This window comes from Desulfuromusa ferrireducens, assembly GCF_055389805.1.
Genome location: NZ_AP042415.1, coordinates 863,743 through 884,742 on the forward strand (window position 1 = coordinate 863,743; position 21,000 = coordinate 884,742).

Below are 21,000 nucleotides of genomic sequence, written 5' to 3' on the forward strand. Positions count from 1 at the left end.
TTTGTGTAAATGCTCCCAGTCGGTTACAACCCGTAACCACTGGAGGAACTGATGACCATACCCGACGACTTGCTCGACTCCCTGATGAAGGATTACAAGAATCCTGAAGATCTTATCGGGGAAACTGGGCTACTGAAACAACTGACCAAACAGCTTCTGGAACGTGCAATGAAAACCGAGCTGACCGAACATCTCGGCTACGAAAAGAATGCTCCGTCAAACAACAAGGCTGGTAACGCCCGCAACGGTAGCTACCAGAAGAAGGTCAAAGGCGAGTTCGGCAATCTTGACATTACCGTTCCCCGTGACCGTGATTCCAGTTTTGAACCGATAATACTGCCTAAAGGGCAAAGCCGCTTCAGCGGTTTTGATGACAAGATCATCGCCCTGTATGCCCGTGGCATGACGACCCGCGATATTCAGGCGCATTTGGAAGAGATGTACGGTGTAGAGATTTCACCGACGCTTGTTTCCCAAGTGACGAAAGCGGCCCAAGAGGAAATCGTTCTTTGGCAGAACCGGCCGCTGGATGATATCTGGCCGATTGTTTATCTCGACGCCATTCGGATCAAAGTACGGCAAGAAAATCGAGTCATTAATAAGGCTGTTTATCTTGCCGTTGGTGTCAACCTTGATGGCCTCAAGGAAGTCCTTGGCATGTGGACCGCCGAAACTGAGGGTGCCAAGTTCTGGTTGCAAGTTGTCACAGAGTTGAAGAACCGGGGCGTAAAGGATATCTTCGTCGCCTGCGTCGATGGCCTGAAAGGCTTTCCTGAAGCGATTGAGACAGTCTTCCCTGATACACAGGTTCAACTCTGTATTGTTCACATGGTGCGGCACAGCTTAAACTACGTTTCCTGGAAACAGCGGAAAGAGGTCGCCAAGGATCTGAAGGCAATTTACTCATCAGCGACTGTCGAAGAGGCCGAGTTTAACTTAGAGCTGTTCGAAGATAGATGGAACGCCAGTCACCCGACAATTGCTAAATCCTGGCGACGCAACTGGGAGCGGATTACGCCACTGTTCTCATATCCGTCCGACATACGCAGAGCGATTTACACGACCAATGCCATCGAATCGGTGAACATGTCACTGCGGAAGGTCACGAAGAACCGGGGATCGTTTCCCAATGACGAATCAATGATCAAGCTGCTCTACTTAGCGTTACAGAATATTTCAAAGAAATGGACAATGCCGATCCACAACTGGCGATCGGCACTGAATCAATTTTCGATTATATTTGAAGGGCGAATGCCGCTACTCTGACCGACTGGCCATTTACACAATCTGCGTTACAGGCCCGAAACCTCTAAAAGCCAAAGAGCAGGAGACAGAAACCCGAGAGGTCAAAGCGAGTCCCGTTGATCCCGATAGTGGCTACATGGTGCGCGAAGGCAAGCCGAAAGGCTTTTTCTATCTTGATCACCGGACCACCTGCGGCAAGCATAATCTGATTACCGACACCCATGTGACCGCCGCCAACATCCACGACAGCATTCCTTATCTGGAGCGTCTCGACCGACAGCGGCAACGTTTCAATTTTCCAACCGAAGCAGTCGGTCTTGATGCCGGCTACATGTCAGCGCCGATCTGCAAGGGTTTGGAGGATCGCAACCTCTACGGCGTTATCGGCTACCGTCGCCCAACCCATATCAAAGGCCGACTCTACAAGCGCGAATATGTTTATGATCCTCAAGAGGATGGCTACCGCTGTCCAAACGGCCAACTCTTGACCTACCGCACCACCAACCGGGAAGGCTATCGCGCATACCGCTCCAACCCAAAGCTCTGTCAACATTGCCCTTTGTTGGGACAATGTACCAGTTACGCTCAATACGTGAAAACCGTCACTCGTCATGTCTGGGAAGAGTATCGAGAGAAAGTCGATTCCCACCGTTTGACCAAGACCGGCAAATCCCTCTACAAGCGACGCAAAGAAACCATCGAACGCAGCTTTGCCGATGCAAAACAGCTCCATGGGCACCGCTATATCCGGATGCGTGGATTGCTGCGTGCGCAAGAGCAGTGTTTATTGTCAGCCGCCTGTCAGAATATAAAAAAGATGGCGTTGATGCTGGGCAATTCAGGAGGGAAGAGCAAAAAAGGCTCTGTACGAGCATTTTTGATGCTATTGGCCCGCAGTATTAAGCTTATGGGGCCGGGACAACAATACGCTTGGGCATGAAGTTCTGAATCTTCAAGTTTTTCCGCAAAAACAGCAAAACAAAACCCCGCATTCGAAAATGTGGGGTTTGTCAGTGATCTGGGTCAACCAGAAACTCTGGTTGACCATTTTTATTTTATTGCTCGCGAGAACCCCACTCAGCCAGCGGAGACACTCAGAAAAACCAAGCCGTCACTGCCAGTATTTTTAACCCCGTGTGAATCTCCGGCCGGAGCCAGCAAAATCATCCCCGGTGTAATAGCAACCGGCGCAAGCCCTTCCTGCAGAAACTGACCAGACCCTTCGAGAACCATCCAGAGATGGTCACCGGCATGCACATGCGGGTGAATATGCTGTTCGGGGAGCAGACACCAGAGTGTTGCACGACTGAGATCGGTCGTACAGAGCTCGACCTTATTTGCCTTATCTTGACTATAGGCAATCTTCTCCTGATAATTCCAAAACTCACTGGCCATCGACTACTCCTTACCTGCTCGGGGGCTAAAAACAGCAACGCCCCGGAAACCGAGGCGTTACAATCACACTATAATAGCAAGTTTAGGCCTTGGCAACCGTAACCGCCGTCAGATTACTTCCATCTGGCAGCAATTGCTGAATCCCTAGCTCGGTAAAGTTGTACGGAGCAAATAACAATCCCTGCGGAACTGCGTCGGTCACCTTGATCTTACCGATGGTCGATCCAGAAGCACTGCTCAGCTTAAGAGCATCGCCATCCTTGACTCCGGCCGCTACTGCGTCCACCGCATTAATCTGAATCAGGCCCTCAGGCTCAACCTCCATCGGCGCAGCGGCCCAAGTCGAGGTCGTCCCGAAGTGACTCACCGATTTACCGCTCAACAACTGCATGCCGTCGGAACCATCACTGACAGAAACCAGCTGATAATTAAGACTCTTGTCAGCAGGGTTGAAAGGCTGCTTCAAACAGGGACGATGCCGCTCATCACCAGTAAAACAAACATCGCCATACAGGGACGTTAAAGTACTCAGTTCGGTAAGGGTGCTGGCGCGACTGAACGTCACCGGAGTTTTACTTAAGCGCCCATAAAGTTCGGCGAAAATCGACCAATCTTCACGCGAATTACCGACCGGTCGGATAGCAGGTTCAAGCTCCCGAACCCGTTGATCAAGTGAGGTGACACTGCCTGATTTTTCGGCAAAAGAGACCCCCGGCAAGACAATGTTTGCCAATTTGGTGATAGCTGTCGGCAGGATATCCTGCACCACCAGAACCTCAACCTTTTCCAGTGCCTTCATCCAACGGCTGCTGTTCGGAAAGCTTTGCGGGTTGGTTGCCGCCAGGTAGAGGAATTTGATTTTTCCGTCCTCAATTCCTTGCAGAATCCCCTCAGCGTCCAAACCACCGCTCGGCAGGGTAGAGCCCCACGCGCGCGAAAATTTCTCTTTACTCTCTTCGTACGACTGGTAGCCCGGCAGAGATTCGGGATAAACACCCATATCGAGCAGGCCCTGCATGTTGCCTTTTTCATCTAGAGGGAAAAGCCCCCCCTGATTGCGCAAGGCGCCACTGAGGATCGCCAGATTGGCAATTGCAGCGGCCTTAGCCGTGCCAAGCTCCGACTTGGTAATGTCACCACCGAAGACAATCACAACGTTATCCGCTTTGCCGATGATATCGGCAGCAGCTTCGAGAGCTTCGCGAGTCAAACCACATGCGGCCGCAGCTTTATCGACATCGACAGCAGCGAGCTGCTCTTTGAGCTCATCGAGATTGGCAACCATTTTGTTGAGATAATCTTCATCGATCAAACCGCGATCGACCAGCAAACGACCAAGTCCGTTTACCAGGGCAATTTCACTGCCTGGCTTATAGGTCAGTTGACTGTTGGCATATTTGGTCAACGGGATCTGCCGCATATTGGCAATGACCAGTTGACCTTCCTTATTTCTGGTGGCCTGCTGAATCTGCCAGTCGACGACCGGTGCTTCAGCGGAAGGATCAGCGCCGATCACCAGAACCGCATCGGCATTGCCTACGGCGGAAAGCAGGGTGCTGGCGCCGTGCAGTCCAAGTCCCTTTTCGAGGGCACGCAGCGATCTCACCGCCCCAAAGCGGGCCTCGGAATCGATATTATTGCACCCGATCACGGCCCGGAACAGTTTCTGGAACAGGTAGTTTTCTTCATTGGTCAAACGTGGCGAAGAAAGTCCGGCGATAGCCTCTGCGCCATCAGCTTCCTTGATCCGCTCAATTTCTCCAACCAAGGTTTCCATCGCCCGATCCCAAGAGACCGGCAGGGTACCCACCGTAGGTTCAGTCAAGCGTTCCTTACTGTTGACATAACCAGTACCGAAGAAGCCACCGATACAGAGATTCCCGTTATTCGTCGTTCCCTCATCGTCCGAGGTGATACGGAAAATTTCATTGCCCTGCACATTGATATCGATCTGACACTGGCTGGAACAATAGGTACAGACAGATGGCACCTTGCGCAGCGCCCAAGGGCGAGCCTTAAACTTGAACGGCTTGGAGATCATGGTTCCTGTCGGGCAGACCGAAACACAATTGCCGCAGAAAATGCATTTTTCAAGATCCTTGTCGATAAACGCTTTATCACCCTTGTCGTTAATCAACAACGAGTTGGCACCGACAACTTCGTGACAAACCTTGACACATTTTTCGCACATTACGCAGCGCGACGGGACCTGCTGAATCAGCGGCCAGCCATCGATGGTCTCAGGATTGACATCCTCAGCCGCGAAGGACTGGCGATTAACCTCAAGTTCGTAGCAGGTATTCTGCAGATCGCACTCGCCACCGGCATCGCAAACGGGACAATCGAGTGGATGATTGAGCAGAATCAATTCCATGATCTGCTTGCGGGTTTTCGTCAAAGCCTCTGACTGGGTCGTGACTTTGATCCCTTCTTTAACCTGGGTATTGCAGGCCGTCATGTTCCGGTCGACGCCCTCAATCTCCACGGCACAGATTCGACAGGCGCCAGTCGGCGAAACTTTCTGCAACCAGCAGAGAGTCGGGATATGGATTTCCAGTTGTCGCGCTGCCTCAAGGATAGTTTTTTCCTTGGGCACACTTACCGACTTACCGTCAATTGTCAGACTGACCATATTATATTCACCTCGAATGCCGGCTGCGTTAGTTCAACGTACCAACCACGCAGCCTTTATGTTCATATGTTTAGCGGTTAAACAGCGATCATCGACACACGGTAACAACGCAGGCAGCGTTCTGCCTCCTTGACCGCTTCTGTATCGCTGAAACCGAGCTCAACCTCGTTGTAATTCCCCTCGCTTGCCCGCGCCGCACCATGAATCTCATGCTGATTGAAGCGCTGGACGGCATCAAGCCAAGGAACTTCCTCGTTTTTATCGTAGACTCCCAAGTTACTGAGGAGGTCTTCATGGAAGTCCTCATCGGTAAGGTAAGGCTGACCCTCTTCCAGGTAGCGCTGGATAACCTTAGCGGCACGGTGGGCGTTACCAACACAGGCAACCACCGTCAGCGGACCGATCTCGGCATCACCGGAGGCAAATACACCATCCATATCGGTCACCAGAATCCGTGACAGCGGGTTCCCCATATCGTCATTCAGATCACGACCGGCGTGGCTCTTCAGCGGCACATACTTGGTCACCACGGTGTTCCAGCGGGTGATGGCGATCCCGGTATCCTCGGTAATGAAGGACAGGTCTGGATCCTGACCGATGGCCGGAATCAGCGTGTCGCACTCGACGATAAACTCGCTGCCTTCAACCGGCGCAGGACGACGGCGACCGTCTTCGCCCGCCTCACCCAGTTCCATGCGTACACACTCGACACCGGTGACTTGACGCTTATCATCAACGATAATCCTTTTCGGCAGCACCAGGAATTCAAACTGTACGCCTTCTTCATCAGCGCCGTCGACTTCCCAGGAATCGGCTGGCATTTCTTTACGCGTCCGGCGATAGAGCAGGATCGAATCCTTAGCACCTTCACGCAGTGCGACGCGGACACAGTCGATCGCGGTATTACCACCACCAATAACACAAACCTTTTTACCCATTCCGGTCGGCTTGCCCATATAGGCTTCGCGCAGAAACTCGATACCTCCGGCGAGGAAGCCATTATAGCCTTCGTCCTCACCCTCGATGCCTGCCGGTTTCGACTTATGAGCACCCGGCGCCATCAGCACGGCAGCGAACTTCTCTTTCAGTTCCATCAGGCTGATATCGGTTCCGATCTTGGTGTCGTAGATGATCTCAACACCCATCGAAGCGATGATATCGATATCGCGCTGCAGGACATGACGCGGCATCCGGTAGGCGGGGATACCAACAGCGATCATGCCGCCGCCGAACCCTTCCGGCAGTGATTCGTAGATAGTGCAGGGATAACCTTCAAGGGCAAGATAATAAGCAGCTGCGAGACCAGCAGGACCGGCACCGACAATAGCTATCTTTTTGTCTTTCATCGGCTTCTGATTCACTGGATGCTGATGATTATGCTTCCACTCATAATCAGAAGCGGTCCGCTTGAGCACCATGATATTGACTGATTCGTCGACATTGGCGCGGCGACAGGCAGTCTCGCAGGGGTGCGGACAGACCCGACCGCAAACCGCCGGCAGCGGCATGCTTTCGCGGATAATCTCAAGCGACTCGTCGAAACGGCGCTCTTTGATCGCTTCAATATATGATGGTATATCGATATGGGCTGGACACTTATCCTGACAAGGTGCGGTCATTTTCACCTTATAGTCGACCGCTTTCTTATCTTTTTTCTGCCCATCAATATAAGCGAGATAGTCATCGCGGAAATGCTTGACGGTATCAGCAACCGGGATAGCCGAAGTTTGGCAGAGGGTGCATTTGCAGTTCTGCAGCAGATCGGCAATGTTTAGCAGCGTATCGAGATCTTGCTCCGCGCCATTCCCGTCGATAATCCGCGCCAGAGTGTCCTGCATGACCCGTGTACCCTTTTTGCCTGGGGAACACTTGGCACAGCAGAAATCTTCCTGCACTCGCTTGGCGTACTCAGCAGCCATCGCCACGACGTCAACATTAGGATCGTTCAGGATCAACCCGTCCCAACCCATAAAAGCGGCGATCTCTTTTTCCCCACCAAAAGCAACCGGCAGTTTCTTCTTGGCGACGTCAACTTCAGCATCGCCACCCTGCCGATTATCGATAACCTGTCTTCCCCAACTGGAAAAAGCAACCTGTGACAAACCGTCCTCCTATGACCTGCGTCGACCTTCCCCAAGAGGAAGGCCGTAAGCCCCGAAAACGGGGAGAATCATTCGATGTTCTGACTATTTCTTTAGCTTCAAATCGTATACAGTATGCAGGTTGATACCACAAACTGCGGTCGTAAATCAAGGCTATTTTTTCAACTTTAGCTTGTTGACATTTAGGTTTAAATTCGAGGAAAAACAATTTGTTAGCCTTAAATACCCCGGATTGAACCGTTGATTTCAAGGAAGAGGAGGAGGGGAATTAACGATCTTCCAGGTCCCAGATTTCAGCGACTTTTGCCGATAAAATTGCCACTGTTGAGTCCACTGCCATTTTTTCACCCGAGTCGAGGGCAGGCGATAAAATTCCAGCTGATAGACAGCCTCGGCAGAGCCTGTTTCCGGCCGTAGCTCAATACTGGCGAGCCGACTTTCAACCACATGCAGATCTTCTTCGGCTTGAAACTGATCCACAAAGTCAGCACGAACATCCTGCTGTAAATGCCGTCCCGCGCCGACATAATCCTGCCAACGCATCGCTTCTCTAAACTGACCGCCAATAACATCCAAGCCGGGACCAACATCAAGTGCTCCGGCACATGCAGATAAAAAAAGCAGCGACAGACTAAAAAAACATGCAATAAAGCGCACTTCCAAACCTCCAATTAAACCACCCAACCAGGGCGGCTAGCGGGCAGCAAAAAAACTATTTAATTCGTGTTAAAAGGGCTTGCACGAGGAAAGTTATCCGCTAAACTGTCTTTCCTTCGACCGCTGGTTCCGTGTCGATATTAATATTTGTGGGAGCAGCACCAAATGCATAAAATCAAAGTTTACAGCAAAAGCTACTGCCTCTTCTGCCAGCGCGCGATTGAGCTTCTCAACATCAAGGCTGTGCCCTACAAAAACATCGACGTCACCGACAACAACGCTCTTGAGGAAGAAATGCAGCAACGTTCTGGACGAACGACTGTGCCGCAGATATTCATCGGCACGCTACACGTCGGTGGCTGCGACGACCTGTTTGCCCTGGACGAATTGGGCGAACTGGATCCCCTTTTAGCCTTAACGCAGAGCTGATCACGCCCGCTTTTCGACCTTTCCCCCCAAATTATCGCGGGGGGAAAAGGGGCTCAATCCTGACCAACAACTGCTTGAGAATCGCGGCCGTCATGCCCCAGATATGGTGCCCGTCAAGCTGGTAAAAATCGACCGGCAGAGTGCGCCCTTTGTGTTGCCAGTCTTCCTGATGGTAAATCTGCGGATCGCGCAGGCGCGCCAAGGGCAACTCAATAACCTCAGCAATTTCATTCTCCTCGATCCGATAAGGATAAGGATCGATGTAGCTACCGACGCAGACCTTCACCCGATAACCATAGATCGAGTGAAAATCGTCCAGTTGCCCGATGCGACTGACATCGGCAGTGGAAATCCCCATTTCCTCCTCAGTTTCCCGCAACGCTGTCTGCCAGAAATCGACATCCTGCGCTTCGGCGCCACCACCGGGAAATGAGATTTCACCGCCATGATTTTTTAGCTGTTCGGTCCGCCGGGTAAACAACATCCAAGGTTGGTCATCGCGCAGAAACAGCGGTACCAGAACTGCGGCGGCACGCAAATCTCCACGCGCCATCGGCTTAGCCGGATAGTTGGAGAGCTGCAGAGAAATTTGCTTAAACGTCGACATCAGCCCTGCCCGCGACGACCATTCTCTTTTAGCAGAGCGATGGTCGCCTGATAATCATCAGCTCCAAATACGGCACTTCCCGCGACAAACACGTCAGCCCCGGCAGCTGCGATCCGCTCGATATTAGCGGCCTTAACTCCGCCATCGACCTGAAGCTCGATCGGTCGTCCCAACGCGCTAATCATCCGCCGCAGTTCGGCAATTTTCGGCAAACAGTTTTCAATAAACGATTGGCCACCAAAACCGGGATTGACGGTCATCAACAGCGCCAGATCGAGATCAGGTAGCACCATTTCCAAGGCCGAGAGAGGCGTTGCCGGATTAAGGGAAACACCGGCTTTTTTGCCCAGCGACTTGATCAACTGCACGGAGCGATGCAAGTGCATAGATGCCTCGGCGTGGACAACGATGATATCGGCACCCGCTTCGGCAAAAGCGGGAATGTACTGATCGGGGTTTTCAATCATCAGATGCACATCGAGCGGCAAGGTGGTCACCGGGCGGATGGCATCGACGATCAGTGGGCCGATAGTGATATTCGGCACGAAATGTCCGTCCATCACATCAACATGCACGTAATCGGCACCAGCGGCATCGATGGCTTGAATCTCGGCACCAAGCTTGGCGAAATCAGCAGAAAGGATCGAGGGGGCGATTTTAATCATGGGGATACTCCAAAACATCGGGCGACCTGTAGGTCGCCCCTAGATGGGAACGAATCTATGACATAAACAACGTAGGGGCGACCCATGGGTCGCCAACCTTTCGCGATCAAGAAAATCAGTCCAGCCGCCTAAAGCGGGCAGCAAAAAAGGCATCCATGCCATCGTGCCGATGCGGATAACTGCGCAGGGTACCTTGGTCAGTGAACAGATCGTCCCACTCCGGCGGGGTATGCTCACGCAGATCCTCAAGCACAAACTGTGAATGGGCAGCAAGGAAATCCTTAACCGCCTCATCGGTTTCCAGTACTGAAAAACTGCAGACCGAATAGAGTAATTTTCCGCCCGGCTTGACCAGCGGCGCGACATTAAACAGGATTTCCTGTTGCAACTCAGCCAGCTCACGGATATTGACCGCCGACTTGTTCCAGCGACTTTCCGGGTTGCGCCGCAGCACCCCCAGGCCACTGCAGGGTGCATCGAGCAGCACCCGATCGTAGCGCTGATCTTCGTCCGCATCGGGACGTTCGGTCAAATCCCATTGATGGGCGTAGATCTCGCTGCAACCGAGGCGTTTCGCCCCCTGCTCAACCAGCTCAACCCGTTGTGGGTGCTTATCCAGGGCAACAATCTCCGCTTGATTCTCGGTCAAGGCCGCCAGGTGAGTGGTTTTGCCGCCCGGAGCAGCACAACCATCGAGAATTTTCTGCCCCGGCTTGGCGTCAAGCAGATGGGCGATCAGCATACTCGCCTCATCCTGCACCTGATACCAGCCCTCGGCATCGCCCGGCAAGCGCCCTTCACCGCGTTTCTCGATGATGACCCCTTCTGGGGCGTATGTGCAGGCACGCGCCTGATGACCCGCCTCTTCCAGCGCGAAAAGGACCTGTTCTCGATCGGCCTTCAGCGTGTTGACCCGCAAACTAAACGGAGCAGCAGTGGCCAATGCTTCACCGAGCGCCTGTGCTTCGGCGTTCGGCAGCAAACGCATCACCTCTTTGCTCAACCAGACCGGCATACTGCAAACATGCTGCAGGTAGCGACGGATATTATCCGGTTGTGGCCAATCGATATCCGCCTTGCCTCGCTCCAGCGAACGAAGAATGGCGTTGATAAAACCAGCAGACTGGTCCTGTCCCAGTTCGCGGGCCAGCTCCACACTCGAATTGACCGCTGCGTGGGCCGGTATCCGGTCCAGTTCCAGCAGCTGATAAGCACCCAATCGCAGGATCCGCACCACATCGTTCTGGATTTTCCGCAACGGTCGGTCGCAAAATTGCACCAAGGCAAAGTCGATCCGCATCCGCAGGCGCAAGACACCGTAGACCAATTCGGTCACCAGGCCTCGGTCGCGGCCATCGAGGTTCGAGCGATTCAGGGTAGAATCGAGCACCAGGTCGGCAAAGGCACCCTCGTCAACCCGCAATAAAACTTCATAAGCAGCCCTGCGTGGGCTGTCGTCCGGTCGTGAAGCCAATTAAATCTGCATCCCTTCAAGGCGACGAATCCGTTCTTCCATCGGTGGGTGGGTAGAGAAAAGCTTACGCAGACCTCCAGCTTTAAGCGGATTGACGATAAACATGTGCGCGGTCGCCTCGTTGGCCTTCTCCATCGGCATCTGCCGATTTGAGGACTCCAGTTTACGCAGCGCGTTGGCCAGCGAGTGTGGATTACCGCACAGTTGGGCACCTTTTTGATCGGCAACATACTCACGGGAGCGGGAGATCGCCATCTGCACCAGCATGGCGGCGATCGGTGCCAGAATCATCATCGCAATCATCGCCACCGGATTACTGTCTTCATCATCACGGCCACCGAAAATCATCGCCCATTGCGCCATATGTGCCATATAGCTGATGGCGCCAGCGATGGTTGCAGCGATCGAGCCGATCAAAATATCACGGTTCTGCACGTGCGCCAGCTCATGCGCCATGACCCCTTTGAGCTCCTCGCGCGAAAGAACCTGCAGAATCCCCTGGGTCGCGGCGACCACGGCATGCTGCGGATTACGGCCGGTGGCAAAAGCGTTGGGAGTCGGCTGCGGCAACATGTAAACCTTCGGCATCGGCAAACTGTTGCGCTGACAAAGCTCGGCGACAACCTCAAACAGGGCTCCGCTTTGCACCTCTTCACCTTTGTACATTTTGACGACGATCTTATCGGAAAACCAGTAGCTTCCAAGGTTCATCACGGCAGCCATGATTAAGGCAAAAAGAGCCCCACCTTGGCCACCGAGAGCACCACCGGCACCGACCAGAACCAAAGTCAAAAGGGTCATCAACATGACGGTTCGCATCGTATTCATTTCACACTGTCCTTTTTCCGTTTTTTCCTTGGTTACTTATTACTATTCAGCTTAACCGGGTGCCCACAAACAGCGGCCGACCACTAAGGAAGTTGACCGCGGCAAGGCGTTTTTTGCCCGGCAGTTGCAGCTCACCGATCACCAGCCCACCGTCCCCACAGGCCACCCTGACGCCGGTCTTATCCGCCGCAAGGATCTCACCCGGCGCACCGGAGAGTTCGGGGTCAACACTGGTTGCGGCAATTTTCAGTACATCGTCATCCAGGTGGGTGTAAGCTCCCGGCCAGGGATCAAGTCCACGCACCAGGTTGTGGATGGTCATCGCCGGTTGGTTCCAGTCGATCAAACCATCCTCTTTTTTCATCATCGGCGCGTAACAGGTCAATTCATCATCCTGCTTTTCGGCGACCAGAGTGCCGGCACAAATCCGCTTGAGGGTCTCTTCCATCGCCTCGCGACCGAGCAGCGCTAAACGATCATGCACCTGACCGGCGGTTTCGGTGTCACCAATGGCCAGAGACCGCTTAACCAGCATGTCCCCGGTATCAAGACCGACATCCATATACATGGTGGTGACGCCGGTTTCGCTTTCACCATCGACAATCGACTTATTAATCGGCGCAGCACCGCGATATTTCGGCAGCAACGAGGCATGCACGTTAATGCAGCCGTGCTGCGGGATATCGAGGACCGATTTTGGCAGGATCTGCCCGTAGGCAACCACCACGATCAAGTCGGGCTGCAACTCTTTGAGCTGTTCGACGACCGCCGGATCGCGCAATTTCTGCGGCTGGAAAACCGGAATTTGGTGCTGCAACGCCAACTCTTTGACCGGTGGCGCCGCCAGTTTTTTGCCGCGCCCCTTGGGCCGGTCAGGCTGAGTATAAACTCCGACCAGATTCAGACCGAAGTCGATCAGACCTTCCAGGGTTGCCAGGGCAAACTCGGGCGTCCCCATAAAGACAGTACGGATGGTTTCAGGCTTCATGTTCTTGCTCCCGCTCCTTCAACATTTTTAGATATTTTTTGCGGAACAATGATCGCTTCAGCGGCGAGAGCCGGTCGACGAACAAAAGCCCCTCCAGATGGTCGATTTCATGCTGAAAACAAATTCCCAACAGACCATCAGCAGTACGCTCATGGGTGTCACCGTTGACATCCTGGTAACGCATGGTGACGGTTTCAAAACGTTTTACGTTGGCCCAGAAACCGGGCACCGACAGGCAGCCCTCCTCTTCCAATGAATCACCCTCGCCGGCGATAATTTCCGGGTTGGCGGCAAAGATCAGATCGGGAGGTTCTTCACTGGGCGAACAGTCGAGGACGATGAAGCGCTTAAGCACTCCGACCTGCGGGGCAGCCAGACCGACCCCCGGCGCATCGTACATGGTTTCAGCCATATTTTCAGCCAGCTGCCGCAGCTCGTCATCAAATTCGGTCACTGGTACCGACTTCTGCTTCAACAGTGGTTCCGGGTAGTGCAATATTTTCAGTAAAGCCATCTGTCTCTTCCCGACGGCAGTTGCCGTCTTTTCATCGGTTCAACATAGAAAAAACCCTCACACGGAAGGTTTACCTTTCATGATACGTGCTGCTTCAGCAGCAGTCAACAGCATCCGAACCAGCACTGGGGTCAGGATACGGTTCAAGGGAAAAACAGCAGCTTCATGGCAAACACCAGAACCGTCAGACTGACCACCTTCTTGATCCACTCGTGCCCTTTATCCACCGCCAGTTTCGGGCCGAGCATACCGCCGATGGAATTGCCGGCCGCCAGGGCGAAACCAAGCATATAATTGACCTGATCGTGGTAGACAAACACCCCAAGGGCGATAAATGTGTAGGCGAAAATGACGAACACCTTGATGGCATTGATCCGAACCAAATCGAGTCCGTGGACCAACAGGGCAGTAATCACCAAAAAACCGACCCCGGCCTGCACAAAGCCACCGTAAACGCCGACAGCAAAAAAGGAAATGACCAATATAACCTTACGCCAAGCGCCAAAAGTGACATTCTCCTGGCGAAAGCGCTTCATCGGGTCAACGGCGGTAAAGATAAGCACGCCGAGCATAATCAGCGCCAGCAGCCGGTTAAACATTTGATCATCGAGAGTGATAGCCAGGTTGGCGCCGACCCAACTACCGAGCAAAGCTGGCGGCGTACAAAGTAACGCCAACTCCATCGGCATCACGCCGCGCTTGCGAAAACCCCGAATGGCAAAAATATTCTGACAGAAAATGGCGATGCGATTGGTGCCGTTGGCGACCGCCGACGGCAAGCCCATAAAGATCAGCAGCGGCAGGGTCAGCAAGGAACCGCCGCCAGCCAGCACATTGAGAATGCCGGCGACAATGCCGACCACAAACAACAGCGGAAGTTGCCAGAAATAGGCGTCCATCAATCGATCTCCCCGAGCATGGAACGGATCACTTCACCGGCCATGGTCAGACCGAACAATGGCGGAATATAAGAGGAGCTGCCGAGGACCACCCTCCGGTCGTCGCAACTCCACTGCTGCTCTTCTTTGTTCGGACAGACGCAGTTTTCAGCGCAGACCGCCGTCTCATCGCTTAAGGGACGGAATTCTTCGGTCGAATAAACCACCTTGATGCCCTTCTCGATGCCCCGCTTGCGCAGTTCCTTGCGGATGATCCGCGCCAGACGACACTTCTTGGTCTTGGCGATATCGGCCACCTCAAGCTGGGTCGGATCAAGCTTATTGGCCGCGCCCATCGAAGCGATGATCGGCAGGCCCTGTTGATGACAGCTTTGCAGCAAGTGCAACTTGGCAGTGATGTGATCGATACAATCGAGGACATAATCGTAACCGGAGGCCAGCAGTTCCTCGCTGGCTTGCGCGTCATAAAATTTGTGGATCGGCACAACCTCCGCCTGCGGATTGATCGCCCGGCAGCGCTCGGCCATTGCTTCGACCTTGGACCGACCAATGGTGCCATCGAGGGCGTGAATCTGCCGATTGACGTTGGTGACGCAAATCTCGTCAAAGTCGACCAGGGTTAATTTACCGATTCCGGCCCGCGCCAATGCTTCGGCGGCATAACTACCGACCCCACCGATGCCAAAAATCGCCACCGAGGCAGTTTTCAGCTTGTTCATCTGCTCCGCGCCGACCAGCAGCTGCATCCGGGAAAAGCGATGTTCCGACATATAAATTACCTGCTTCTTTATTACCGTAGGGGCGACCTCCAGGTCGCCCCTACAAGGATTAATTCATCTTGGCAAACAGCCCACGAGCATTGTTCGTAGTAGACCGGGCGACCTCAGCCAACGAACAGCCGCGCAGTTCGGCAACCTTCTGCGCAACAGCGACCAAGGCATCCGGCCGACTTGCCATATCGGGCAGATCGGTTTCCAGCACCAGCGCCGCAGCGGGAAGTTCTAAAACCGCCTGCGGTAATTTACGGGCAGATGCTCGCAGCAGAATCGGCCCAACGCCGATCTTGAAACCGAGCGCGACCAGCTGCTGCGCGACCTGCAAACTACCGGAAAAACCATGCCAGATACCACCGACCTGCGGACCGATATCCAGTTCCCGGAGGATCTCCAACAGTCGTCCGGTCGCCTGTCGGGCATGGAGAAGAACCGGCAGCTTTGCCTCCAGGGCAATCTGCAGCTGCTCGCGCAACACCTGTTCCTGCAGCGACAGTGAAGGACCGACCGCACCATCAAGGCCGATTTCACCCAGGGCAATCACCTTGCAATGGATCGACAGTGCGCGTAACTGCTGAGCGGCCGCTTCCGACCATTGCTCGGCATAAACAGGGTGTAAACCGGGCGCCGCGTAGACGTCATCTTCCTTTGCCGCCAATTCGACCAAACCCTGCCAGCCGCTGACCCGCACGCCGGGAACGATAAAAGTATCAATCCCCTGTCGCCGCGCTTCTGGCAACAGGTGGACCCCACTACCACGCAACTCCGGAGCATCAAGATGAATATGGCTATCAACCAGTGGAATCATTGCGGCATGGTAGCAAAGAGCCACCCATCAGGATAGATAAATAGCAGAAAAAGGAAGACCTATTCAGCGGTCACTGAATAGCTGCTGGATCCGGTCGACATCCGCGATCTGGCCCCGCAACGCCGCAACACAACTGCCATCAATCCGATTTTTACCGACCAACGTTTCCAGCTCGACAAAGGCGGCCTGATTGGACCAGGCTTCCTTATAGGGTCGTTCTGAGGTCAAAGCATCGAAGATATCGCTGACACTGATAATCCGTGCGGCAAACGGCACCTGCTCTCCGCTGAGTCCGTGCGGATAGCCGCTGCCATCAATCTTCTCATGATGGAGTTCGGCAATATGCCGCAGGGTTTCGATATCGGGCAAGGAGGAAAAATCAAAGTCTTTGATTAACTGGTCGACAATCATCCGGCCGATTCCGGAGTGAGTTTTCATCACTGACCATTCCTGCCCATCGAGCTGCCCTGGCTTGAGCAGAATCCCATCAGGAATACCCACCTTGCCAATATCGTGCAAAGGGGCATAACGATAGAGATGATCGATGCCTTCATCGTCGAGAACAATCTGCTGCTGGGCAACCATTTCCTCGGCAATCAGCTGGGAAAAACGCGCCATCCGTTCCAGGTGGTTACCCGTTTCCGGATCTTTGTAATGCATCATTTTGCTGGTAATCCGCAAAGCGGCGACCAAGGTTCGTAGCGTGGCCTGATGAGTGAGCACCATCTGCATCAGAAAATGGGCAAACAGCGAAACCTGCCCGAGGATATTCGGCCCGAAATAATCTTTCTGCCGGGAGTTCAGAAAAACAAACCCACATAAAACCCCCTGCTCAAATATCGGCAAGGTATAGCTGGCACGCATACCAAGGTCCCATATTTTCTTGGTATGTTCCTGCTTCCCTTCGGCAAAAAGTTGCAAATCATTGACGATCCGTGCCTGTCCGGGGACCGCTGCGGAAGCCAGGGATCCCGCTTCAACGAGTGGCAGGCGATAGTTTATCAATGAATTTTCAACCGCCGGACTGGCGAGAAAGGTCTTCACTTGTTGGGTTGAATCATCAAAGAGAGCAATACCGATCCGGTCAAGCCCCGGATACTGAGAGGAAAACATTTGGTGAGCGTTGGCCAACCGGTCCTGCAGACGCCCACCGCGATGAATTTCGGCAAAGAAATCTTGTTGCAGCAAAGATTCGGACATGCCACCCCCTCGATTGAAAGTAAAACAACCACAGTTCCATAGTCGACAATTTTACCGTTGTTCTGCCCGCTGGCAATCGCTGCGAGGATAAAAAAAACGACCGGGGAGCACCCGGTCGTTTTTTTCAGCAATTTTCAAACAGTTTCAGCTCTCGAGCAAATTCACCAGCGCCCGCCGCTTAAGACCGCCCTTGAGCATTGCCTGGATCTTTTCTTCCAAACCGTCGAGGGTCACTTCATCGACCATCGATTCCAGAGTATCCAGCTTCCAGCCAGAGGCCAAACGTTGCCAAACTTTGAGGCGTGGTTCCATTGGGCATTCGGCGGAATCGATACCGATCAGGCGCACACCGCGCAGAATAAAGGGAAAGACATTGACCGGCAACTCGGGAGAGCCAACCAGCCCGCAGCAGGTGACCGTCCCCAGCGGCAGGGTCGATTTGATCGCGCAAGCCAGCATCTCGCCACCGACACAGTCGACAACACCCGCCCAGGTGGGTTTCAGCATCGGCCGATCACTCCCCTTCATGAGGGTTTCACGACTGATGACCCGCTCTGCACCTAGGCTCTTCAGGTAATCTTCCTGATCCATCTTACCGGTGACCGCCGTCACCTGATAACCGGCCTTGGCGAGCATCGCTACCGCCAAACTGCCGACGCCACCGGTCGCCCCGGTGACCAGAATCGGACCGGATTCTGGAACCACACCGTTATCGACAATTTCCTGCACCGACAGAGCAGCCGTCAAGCCGGCGGTGCCGAGCATCATGCTCTCTTTCAGACTCAAACCTTCCGGCAATTTCAGCGCCCACTTACTCGGCACGCGGATCATCTGGCCGAAACCGCCGGAAGTTCCCATCCCCAGGTCATAACTGGTGACGATCACCTTATCGCCCGGCACAAAAGAAGCGTCGCTACACTCCACCACCTCACCAGCAGCATCGATCCCCGGTGTATGCGGAAAATTACGTGAAACTCCGGGGTTGCCAACGGCGGAGAGGGCATCCTTGAAATTGAGCGAGGAGTAATGCACCTTAACGACCAGTTCACCGTCCGGAAGATCGGCAACCTTGCGAGTGATAATATTACGGGTAAAAACCTTTTTCTCCGGCTGCTCAACCAGCAGTGCCTTGAATTCCTGAGACATGTACGCTCTCCTTCGGTTGGGATGGGAATGATTTGCTTTATTTACTAGGTTGCTATAAAACTAACTGGTACCACCAGCAAACACAAGTACCCACTTTTTTGTACTGTAGTACCCAAAAAGAAACTATTGCATGATTTGGATAAGTTATGAACCAGAATGACAATTACCGCTGCACCGTTTCTGTCACCCTGGAGATCATCGGCGGCAAATGGAAATCGCTGATCCTCTGGCATTTAAGCTTTAAAACCCTGCGTTTTAGCCAATTACAACGACGCATTGCCAAAGTGACACAGAAGATGCTCACCCAGCAATTGCGCGAACTTGAAGCCGATGGTCTGATCCATCGCCAAGTTTACGCCGAAGTGCCACCACGGGTCGAATATTCGCTGACCGAACGGGGCCAGAGCGTGGTGCCGATTCTGCAGCAGATGTACCAGTGGGGAAAAGATTATCTCGAAATGACCGAAGGGCAAGCGCCGATCGATTGTCAGGTCGGCTGATACCTTAATCCTCCGGTAGAATCTGACGATTGACATGCGCAACCGATTGCAATAGGGTGCGGTGATTGTCACGTTATTCAGGGGGCAATCGTGGACAGCAAGAACGAATTAGAATAATGGACGCTTGACGGTTGCAAACCGGCAGGCGTTTTTTCGTTTGTTCAACTTAGCGTGGTTCCCAATTGCTGAATTTTTCGAAGGAGGAGAGGCATGAACAAGGTCTATGCAGAGACGTTTCAGGGACACAAACCGAGCCGGACAACGATTGCCGTCAAACAAAACCCATTGGACGCGCTGGTAGAAATTGAGTGCATAGCCGAATTGCCAACTTAAATCGCAGCGCCAAACCACAAGTCCTAATGCAGTGCTATTCTCTGGAGAACGAAAGGAGAATCACCATGAAAATCCTCATGCTGCTGACGTCACACGATCAACTCGGAAACACGGGAGCCAAAACCGGTTTTTGGCTGGAAGAATTCGCCAGCCCCTACTACGTCTTTAAAGATGACGGTGCCGAAATCACCCTGGCGTCCCCCGCTGGTGGCCAGCCACCGCTCGATCCGAAGAGCGCTGAGCCAGATTTTCAAACCGCCGCTACGGAACGTTTTAACGGCGACATCGAAGCGCAGGCGGCTTTGGCCAAGACACTGAAACTGAGCGGGGTTTCAACCGACGATTACGATGCGATTTTTTATCCCGGTGGTCACGGTCCCTTGTGGGATTTGGTCGAAAATCCAGATTCGATCGCCTTGATTGAAAGCATGCATGCCGCGGGAAAACCGGTGGCGGCAGTTTGTCACGCCCCTGCCGTGCTGAAAAACAGCAAAAATCAAGATGGCAGCCCGCTGGTCAAGGGGAAGTCGGTCACGGGATTCAGCAACTCGGAAGAAGCCGCCGTGCAACTGACCGAGGTGGTCCCTTTTCTGCTGGAAGATGAGTTAAAAGCCAAAGGTGCAAACTACTCAAAATCCGATGATTGGTCTCCCTATACAACCACCGACGGCAATCTGATAACCGGGCAGAATCCCGCATCCTCCGAAGCAGCGGCCCTGGCGGTGCTGGCAATGCTGAAGGAATAAACGCGAAAACGCGAGGGAAAGCCGCTCATGCAGCCAGCCAAACCACATGCCGTCAGTGCCCCGATCAGCTTTTCGGCACCAATATCTGCAGATACGACACGACCGATCAATGGCACACTGACCGGTCGTGGGACAAAAGCGATTATCCTCTCCAACATGGACACCAATTGCCAAAAAGAGTGGCAGCCGCTGGTGGCCACCTTCGCGGCCAATAACTACATGATCCTTCGTTATGATTATTTACAGCTGGGCGACGACCAGACCCCTCTACTTGAAGCTGCGATAAGGTTTCTCCGTAGCCAGGGGGCCGAACAGATCATTTTGCTCGGTGCCAGCCGCGGCGGTGTCTCCTCGATAAAAGTTGCCGCCAATCCCGACAAAGATCAATCGCTGGTCGGGGTCGTGGCGATTTCCGCGCCGATCGAATATGAAGGCACGACCTTTTACAGTACTGCGGAACTGGCCGGCATCAACATCCCGAAGCTGTTGATAAACTCAGCCGATGACGATTGTGCCGCCGATACCCGCAGGATGTATCAGCTGTTGAGCGCGCCGAAAGTGCTGAAGATCTACTCCGGGGATGCGCATGGGACAGAAATTTTTCAACACCACCGCAGCGAACTGGTACAACTCTTAAGCGATTTCTGCCGCACGGTGTTTGCTGACTGATCAACAAAAAGGACACGGCCATGAACGAGCACGAAAAACTAAATTATGTCGAATTCCCCGCCCGGGATTTACGCGCGACAAAAGCTTTCTTTGAGCAAGTCTTTGGCTGGTCATTCGAAGATTTCGGTCCCGAATACTGTGCCTTTTCCAATCAAGGAATCAACGGCGGCTTTTACCTGTCCGACTTGGTCGCAACCACCGCAAAGGGCAGTGCCCTGCTGGTATTCTACAGTCAGGAACTAGAGACAACTCTGGCAAAGATTGAAAGTGCCGACGGCAAGGTGAGCAAACCAATATTTGCTTTTCCGGGTGGGCGACGTTTCCACTTTACAGAACCAAGCGGCAATGAGTTTGCTGTATGGTCGGACATCAAGACTTAAGCTGCGGCCA

21 protein-coding genes and 2 pseudogenes are annotated in these 21,000 nt (G+C 53.4%); 8 read left to right on the top strand and 15 right to left on the bottom strand.

Annotation, left to right across the window (positions count from 1 at the left end):
• Window positions 1-51 precede the first annotated feature (51 nt).
• Entirely contained in the window at window positions 52-1,266 is a 1,215-nt protein-coding gene (locus tag ACZ5PT_RS03880; RefSeq protein WP_464265493.1) for an IS256 family transposase, read from the top strand.
• A 31-nt stretch (window positions 1,267-1,297) separates the two neighbouring features.
• Window positions 1,298-2,185 (top strand): annotated as a pseudogene (locus ACZ5PT_RS03885) (transposase); the annotation flags it as partial.
• A gap of 137 nt (window positions 2,186-2,322) precedes the next feature.
• On the opposite strand, the gene ACZ5PT_RS03890 reads toward ACZ5PT_RS03885, so the two are convergent.
• The 4 genes from ACZ5PT_RS03890 to ACZ5PT_RS03905 all read right to left on the bottom strand — a co-directional run bounded on the left by ACZ5PT_RS03890 (window position 2,323) and on the right by ACZ5PT_RS03905 (window position 8,031).
• Window positions 2,323-2,640 (bottom strand): cupin domain-containing protein, encoded by a 318-nt coding sequence (locus tag ACZ5PT_RS03890; RefSeq protein WP_464265494.1) that lies wholly within the window; start codon window positions 2,638-2,640, stop codon window positions 2,323-2,325.
• 82 nt (window positions 2,641-2,722) lie between these two features.
• Window positions 2,723-5,272: a molybdopterin-dependent oxidoreductase gene (locus ACZ5PT_RS03895; RefSeq protein ID WP_464265495.1), complete on the bottom strand. Its 2,550-nt coding sequence runs from the start codon at window positions 5,270-5,272 to the stop codon at window positions 2,723-2,725.
• 77 nt (window positions 5,273-5,349) lie between these two features.
• On the bottom strand, window positions 5,350-7,374 hold the full coding sequence (locus ACZ5PT_RS03900) for an FAD-dependent oxidoreductase (protein ID WP_464265496.1): 2,025 nt from the start codon (window positions 7,372-7,374) through the stop codon (window positions 5,350-5,352).
• Window positions 7,375-7,620: 246 nt separating this feature from the next.
• On the bottom strand, window positions 7,621-8,031 hold the full coding sequence (locus tag ACZ5PT_RS03905; protein ID WP_464265497.1) for a hypothetical protein: 411 nt from the start codon (window positions 8,029-8,031) through the stop codon (window positions 7,621-7,623).
• A gap of 165 nt (window positions 8,032-8,196) precedes the next feature.
• Here ACZ5PT_RS03905 and grxC point away from each other — a divergent pair, with 165 nt between their 5' ends.
• The gene (gene grxC, locus ACZ5PT_RS03910; RefSeq protein WP_464265498.1) at window positions 8,197-8,460 is read left to right on the top strand and encodes a glutaredoxin 3; all 264 of its coding nucleotides are present in this window, start codon (window positions 8,197-8,199) and stop codon (window positions 8,458-8,460) included.
• Window positions 8,461-8,491: 31 nt separating this feature from the next.
• Here the strand turns inward: grxC and ACZ5PT_RS03915 are convergent, their stop codons facing one another.
• From ACZ5PT_RS03915 to ACZ5PT_RS03965, 11 genes are all read right to left on the bottom strand, one after another.
• Entirely contained in the window at window positions 8,492-9,067 is a 576-nt protein-coding gene (locus ACZ5PT_RS03915; RefSeq protein ID WP_464265499.1) for a CoA pyrophosphatase, read from the bottom strand.
• Window positions 9,067-9,732 (bottom strand): ribulose-phosphate 3-epimerase, encoded by a 666-nt coding sequence (gene rpe, locus ACZ5PT_RS03920; protein WP_464265500.1) that lies wholly within the window; start codon window positions 9,730-9,732, stop codon window positions 9,067-9,069. Before rpe ends, ACZ5PT_RS03915 begins: the two co-directional genes overlap by 1 nt.
• A 115-nt stretch (window positions 9,733-9,847) precedes the next feature.
• Window positions 9,848-11,206 carry a 16S rRNA (cytosine(967)-C(5))-methyltransferase RsmB gene (rsmB, locus tag ACZ5PT_RS03925; protein WP_464265501.1) on the bottom strand — a complete coding sequence of 453 codons (1,359 nt, stop codon included), beginning with the start codon at window positions 11,204-11,206 and terminating at the stop codon, window positions 9,848-9,850.
• Entirely contained in the window at window positions 11,207-12,034 is an 828-nt protein-coding gene (htpX, locus tag ACZ5PT_RS03930) for a zinc metalloprotease HtpX (RefSeq protein ID WP_464265502.1), read from the bottom strand. It abuts the gene before it with no gap.
• A gap of 46 nt (window positions 12,035-12,080) precedes the next feature.
• Window positions 12,081-13,022 (bottom strand): methionyl-tRNA formyltransferase, encoded by a 942-nt coding sequence (gene fmt / locus ACZ5PT_RS03935; RefSeq protein WP_464265503.1) that lies wholly within the window; start codon window positions 13,020-13,022, stop codon window positions 12,081-12,083.
• Window positions 13,012-13,536, bottom strand: a complete 525-nt coding sequence (def, locus tag ACZ5PT_RS03940; RefSeq protein ID WP_464265504.1) for a peptide deformylase — start codon at window positions 13,534-13,536, stop codon at window positions 13,012-13,014. Before def ends, fmt begins: the two co-directional genes overlap by 11 nt.
• Window positions 13,537-13,679: 143 nt before the next feature.
• Window positions 13,680-14,435, bottom strand: coding sequence for a sulfite exporter TauE/SafE family protein (locus tag ACZ5PT_RS03945; RefSeq protein ID WP_464265505.1), 756 nt, complete (start codon window positions 14,433-14,435; stop codon window positions 13,680-13,682).
• Window positions 14,435-15,205 (bottom strand): tRNA threonylcarbamoyladenosine dehydratase, encoded by a 771-nt coding sequence (locus ACZ5PT_RS03950; protein WP_464265506.1) that lies wholly within the window; start codon window positions 15,203-15,205, stop codon window positions 14,435-14,437. Before ACZ5PT_RS03950 ends, ACZ5PT_RS03945 begins: the two co-directional genes overlap by 1 nt.
• Before the next feature lie 58 nt (window positions 15,206-15,263).
• A complete protein-coding gene (locus ACZ5PT_RS03955) occupies window positions 15,264-16,016 on the bottom strand; it encodes a TatD family hydrolase (protein WP_464265507.1) in 753 nt (250 codons plus the stop codon).
• A 63-nt stretch (window positions 16,017-16,079) separates the two neighbouring features.
• Window positions 16,080-17,216, bottom strand: a complete 1,137-nt coding sequence (locus ACZ5PT_RS03960; protein WP_464265508.1) for an HD domain-containing phosphohydrolase — start codon at window positions 17,214-17,216, stop codon at window positions 16,080-16,082.
• A gap of 144 nt (window positions 17,217-17,360) precedes the next feature.
• Complete coding sequence (locus ACZ5PT_RS03965; RefSeq protein WP_464265509.1) at window positions 17,361-18,362, bottom strand: YhdH/YhfP family quinone oxidoreductase; 1,002 nt, start codon at window positions 18,360-18,362, stop codon at window positions 17,361-17,363.
• 146 nt (window positions 18,363-18,508) lie between these two features.
• On the opposite strand from ACZ5PT_RS03965, the gene ACZ5PT_RS03970 reads away from it, so the two are divergent.
• From ACZ5PT_RS03970 to ACZ5PT_RS03990, 5 genes and pseudogenes are all read left to right on the top strand, one after another.
• A complete protein-coding gene (locus tag ACZ5PT_RS03970; protein ID WP_464265510.1) occupies window positions 18,509-18,862 on the top strand; it encodes a winged helix-turn-helix transcriptional regulator in 354 nt (117 codons plus the stop codon).
• A 210-nt stretch (window positions 18,863-19,072) separates the two neighbouring features.
• Window positions 19,073-19,195 (top strand): annotated as a pseudogene (locus ACZ5PT_RS03975) (RidA family protein); the annotation flags it as partial.
• Between the two features lie 65 nt (window positions 19,196-19,260).
• Window positions 19,261-19,941 carry a type 1 glutamine amidotransferase domain-containing protein gene (locus ACZ5PT_RS03980; protein ID WP_464265511.1) on the top strand — a complete coding sequence of 227 codons (681 nt, stop codon included), beginning with the start codon at window positions 19,261-19,263 and terminating at the stop codon, window positions 19,939-19,941.
• Window positions 19,942-19,968: 27 nt separating this feature from the next.
• Window positions 19,969-20,610, top strand: coding sequence for an alpha/beta hydrolase family protein (locus ACZ5PT_RS03985; protein WP_464265512.1), 642 nt, complete (start codon window positions 19,969-19,971; stop codon window positions 20,608-20,610).
• A 20-nt stretch (window positions 20,611-20,630) separates the two neighbouring features.
• Window positions 20,631-20,990, top strand: coding sequence for a VOC family protein (locus ACZ5PT_RS03990; protein ID WP_464265513.1), 360 nt, complete (start codon window positions 20,631-20,633; stop codon window positions 20,988-20,990).
• The last annotated feature ends 10 nt before the right edge of the window (window positions 20,991-21,000 follow it).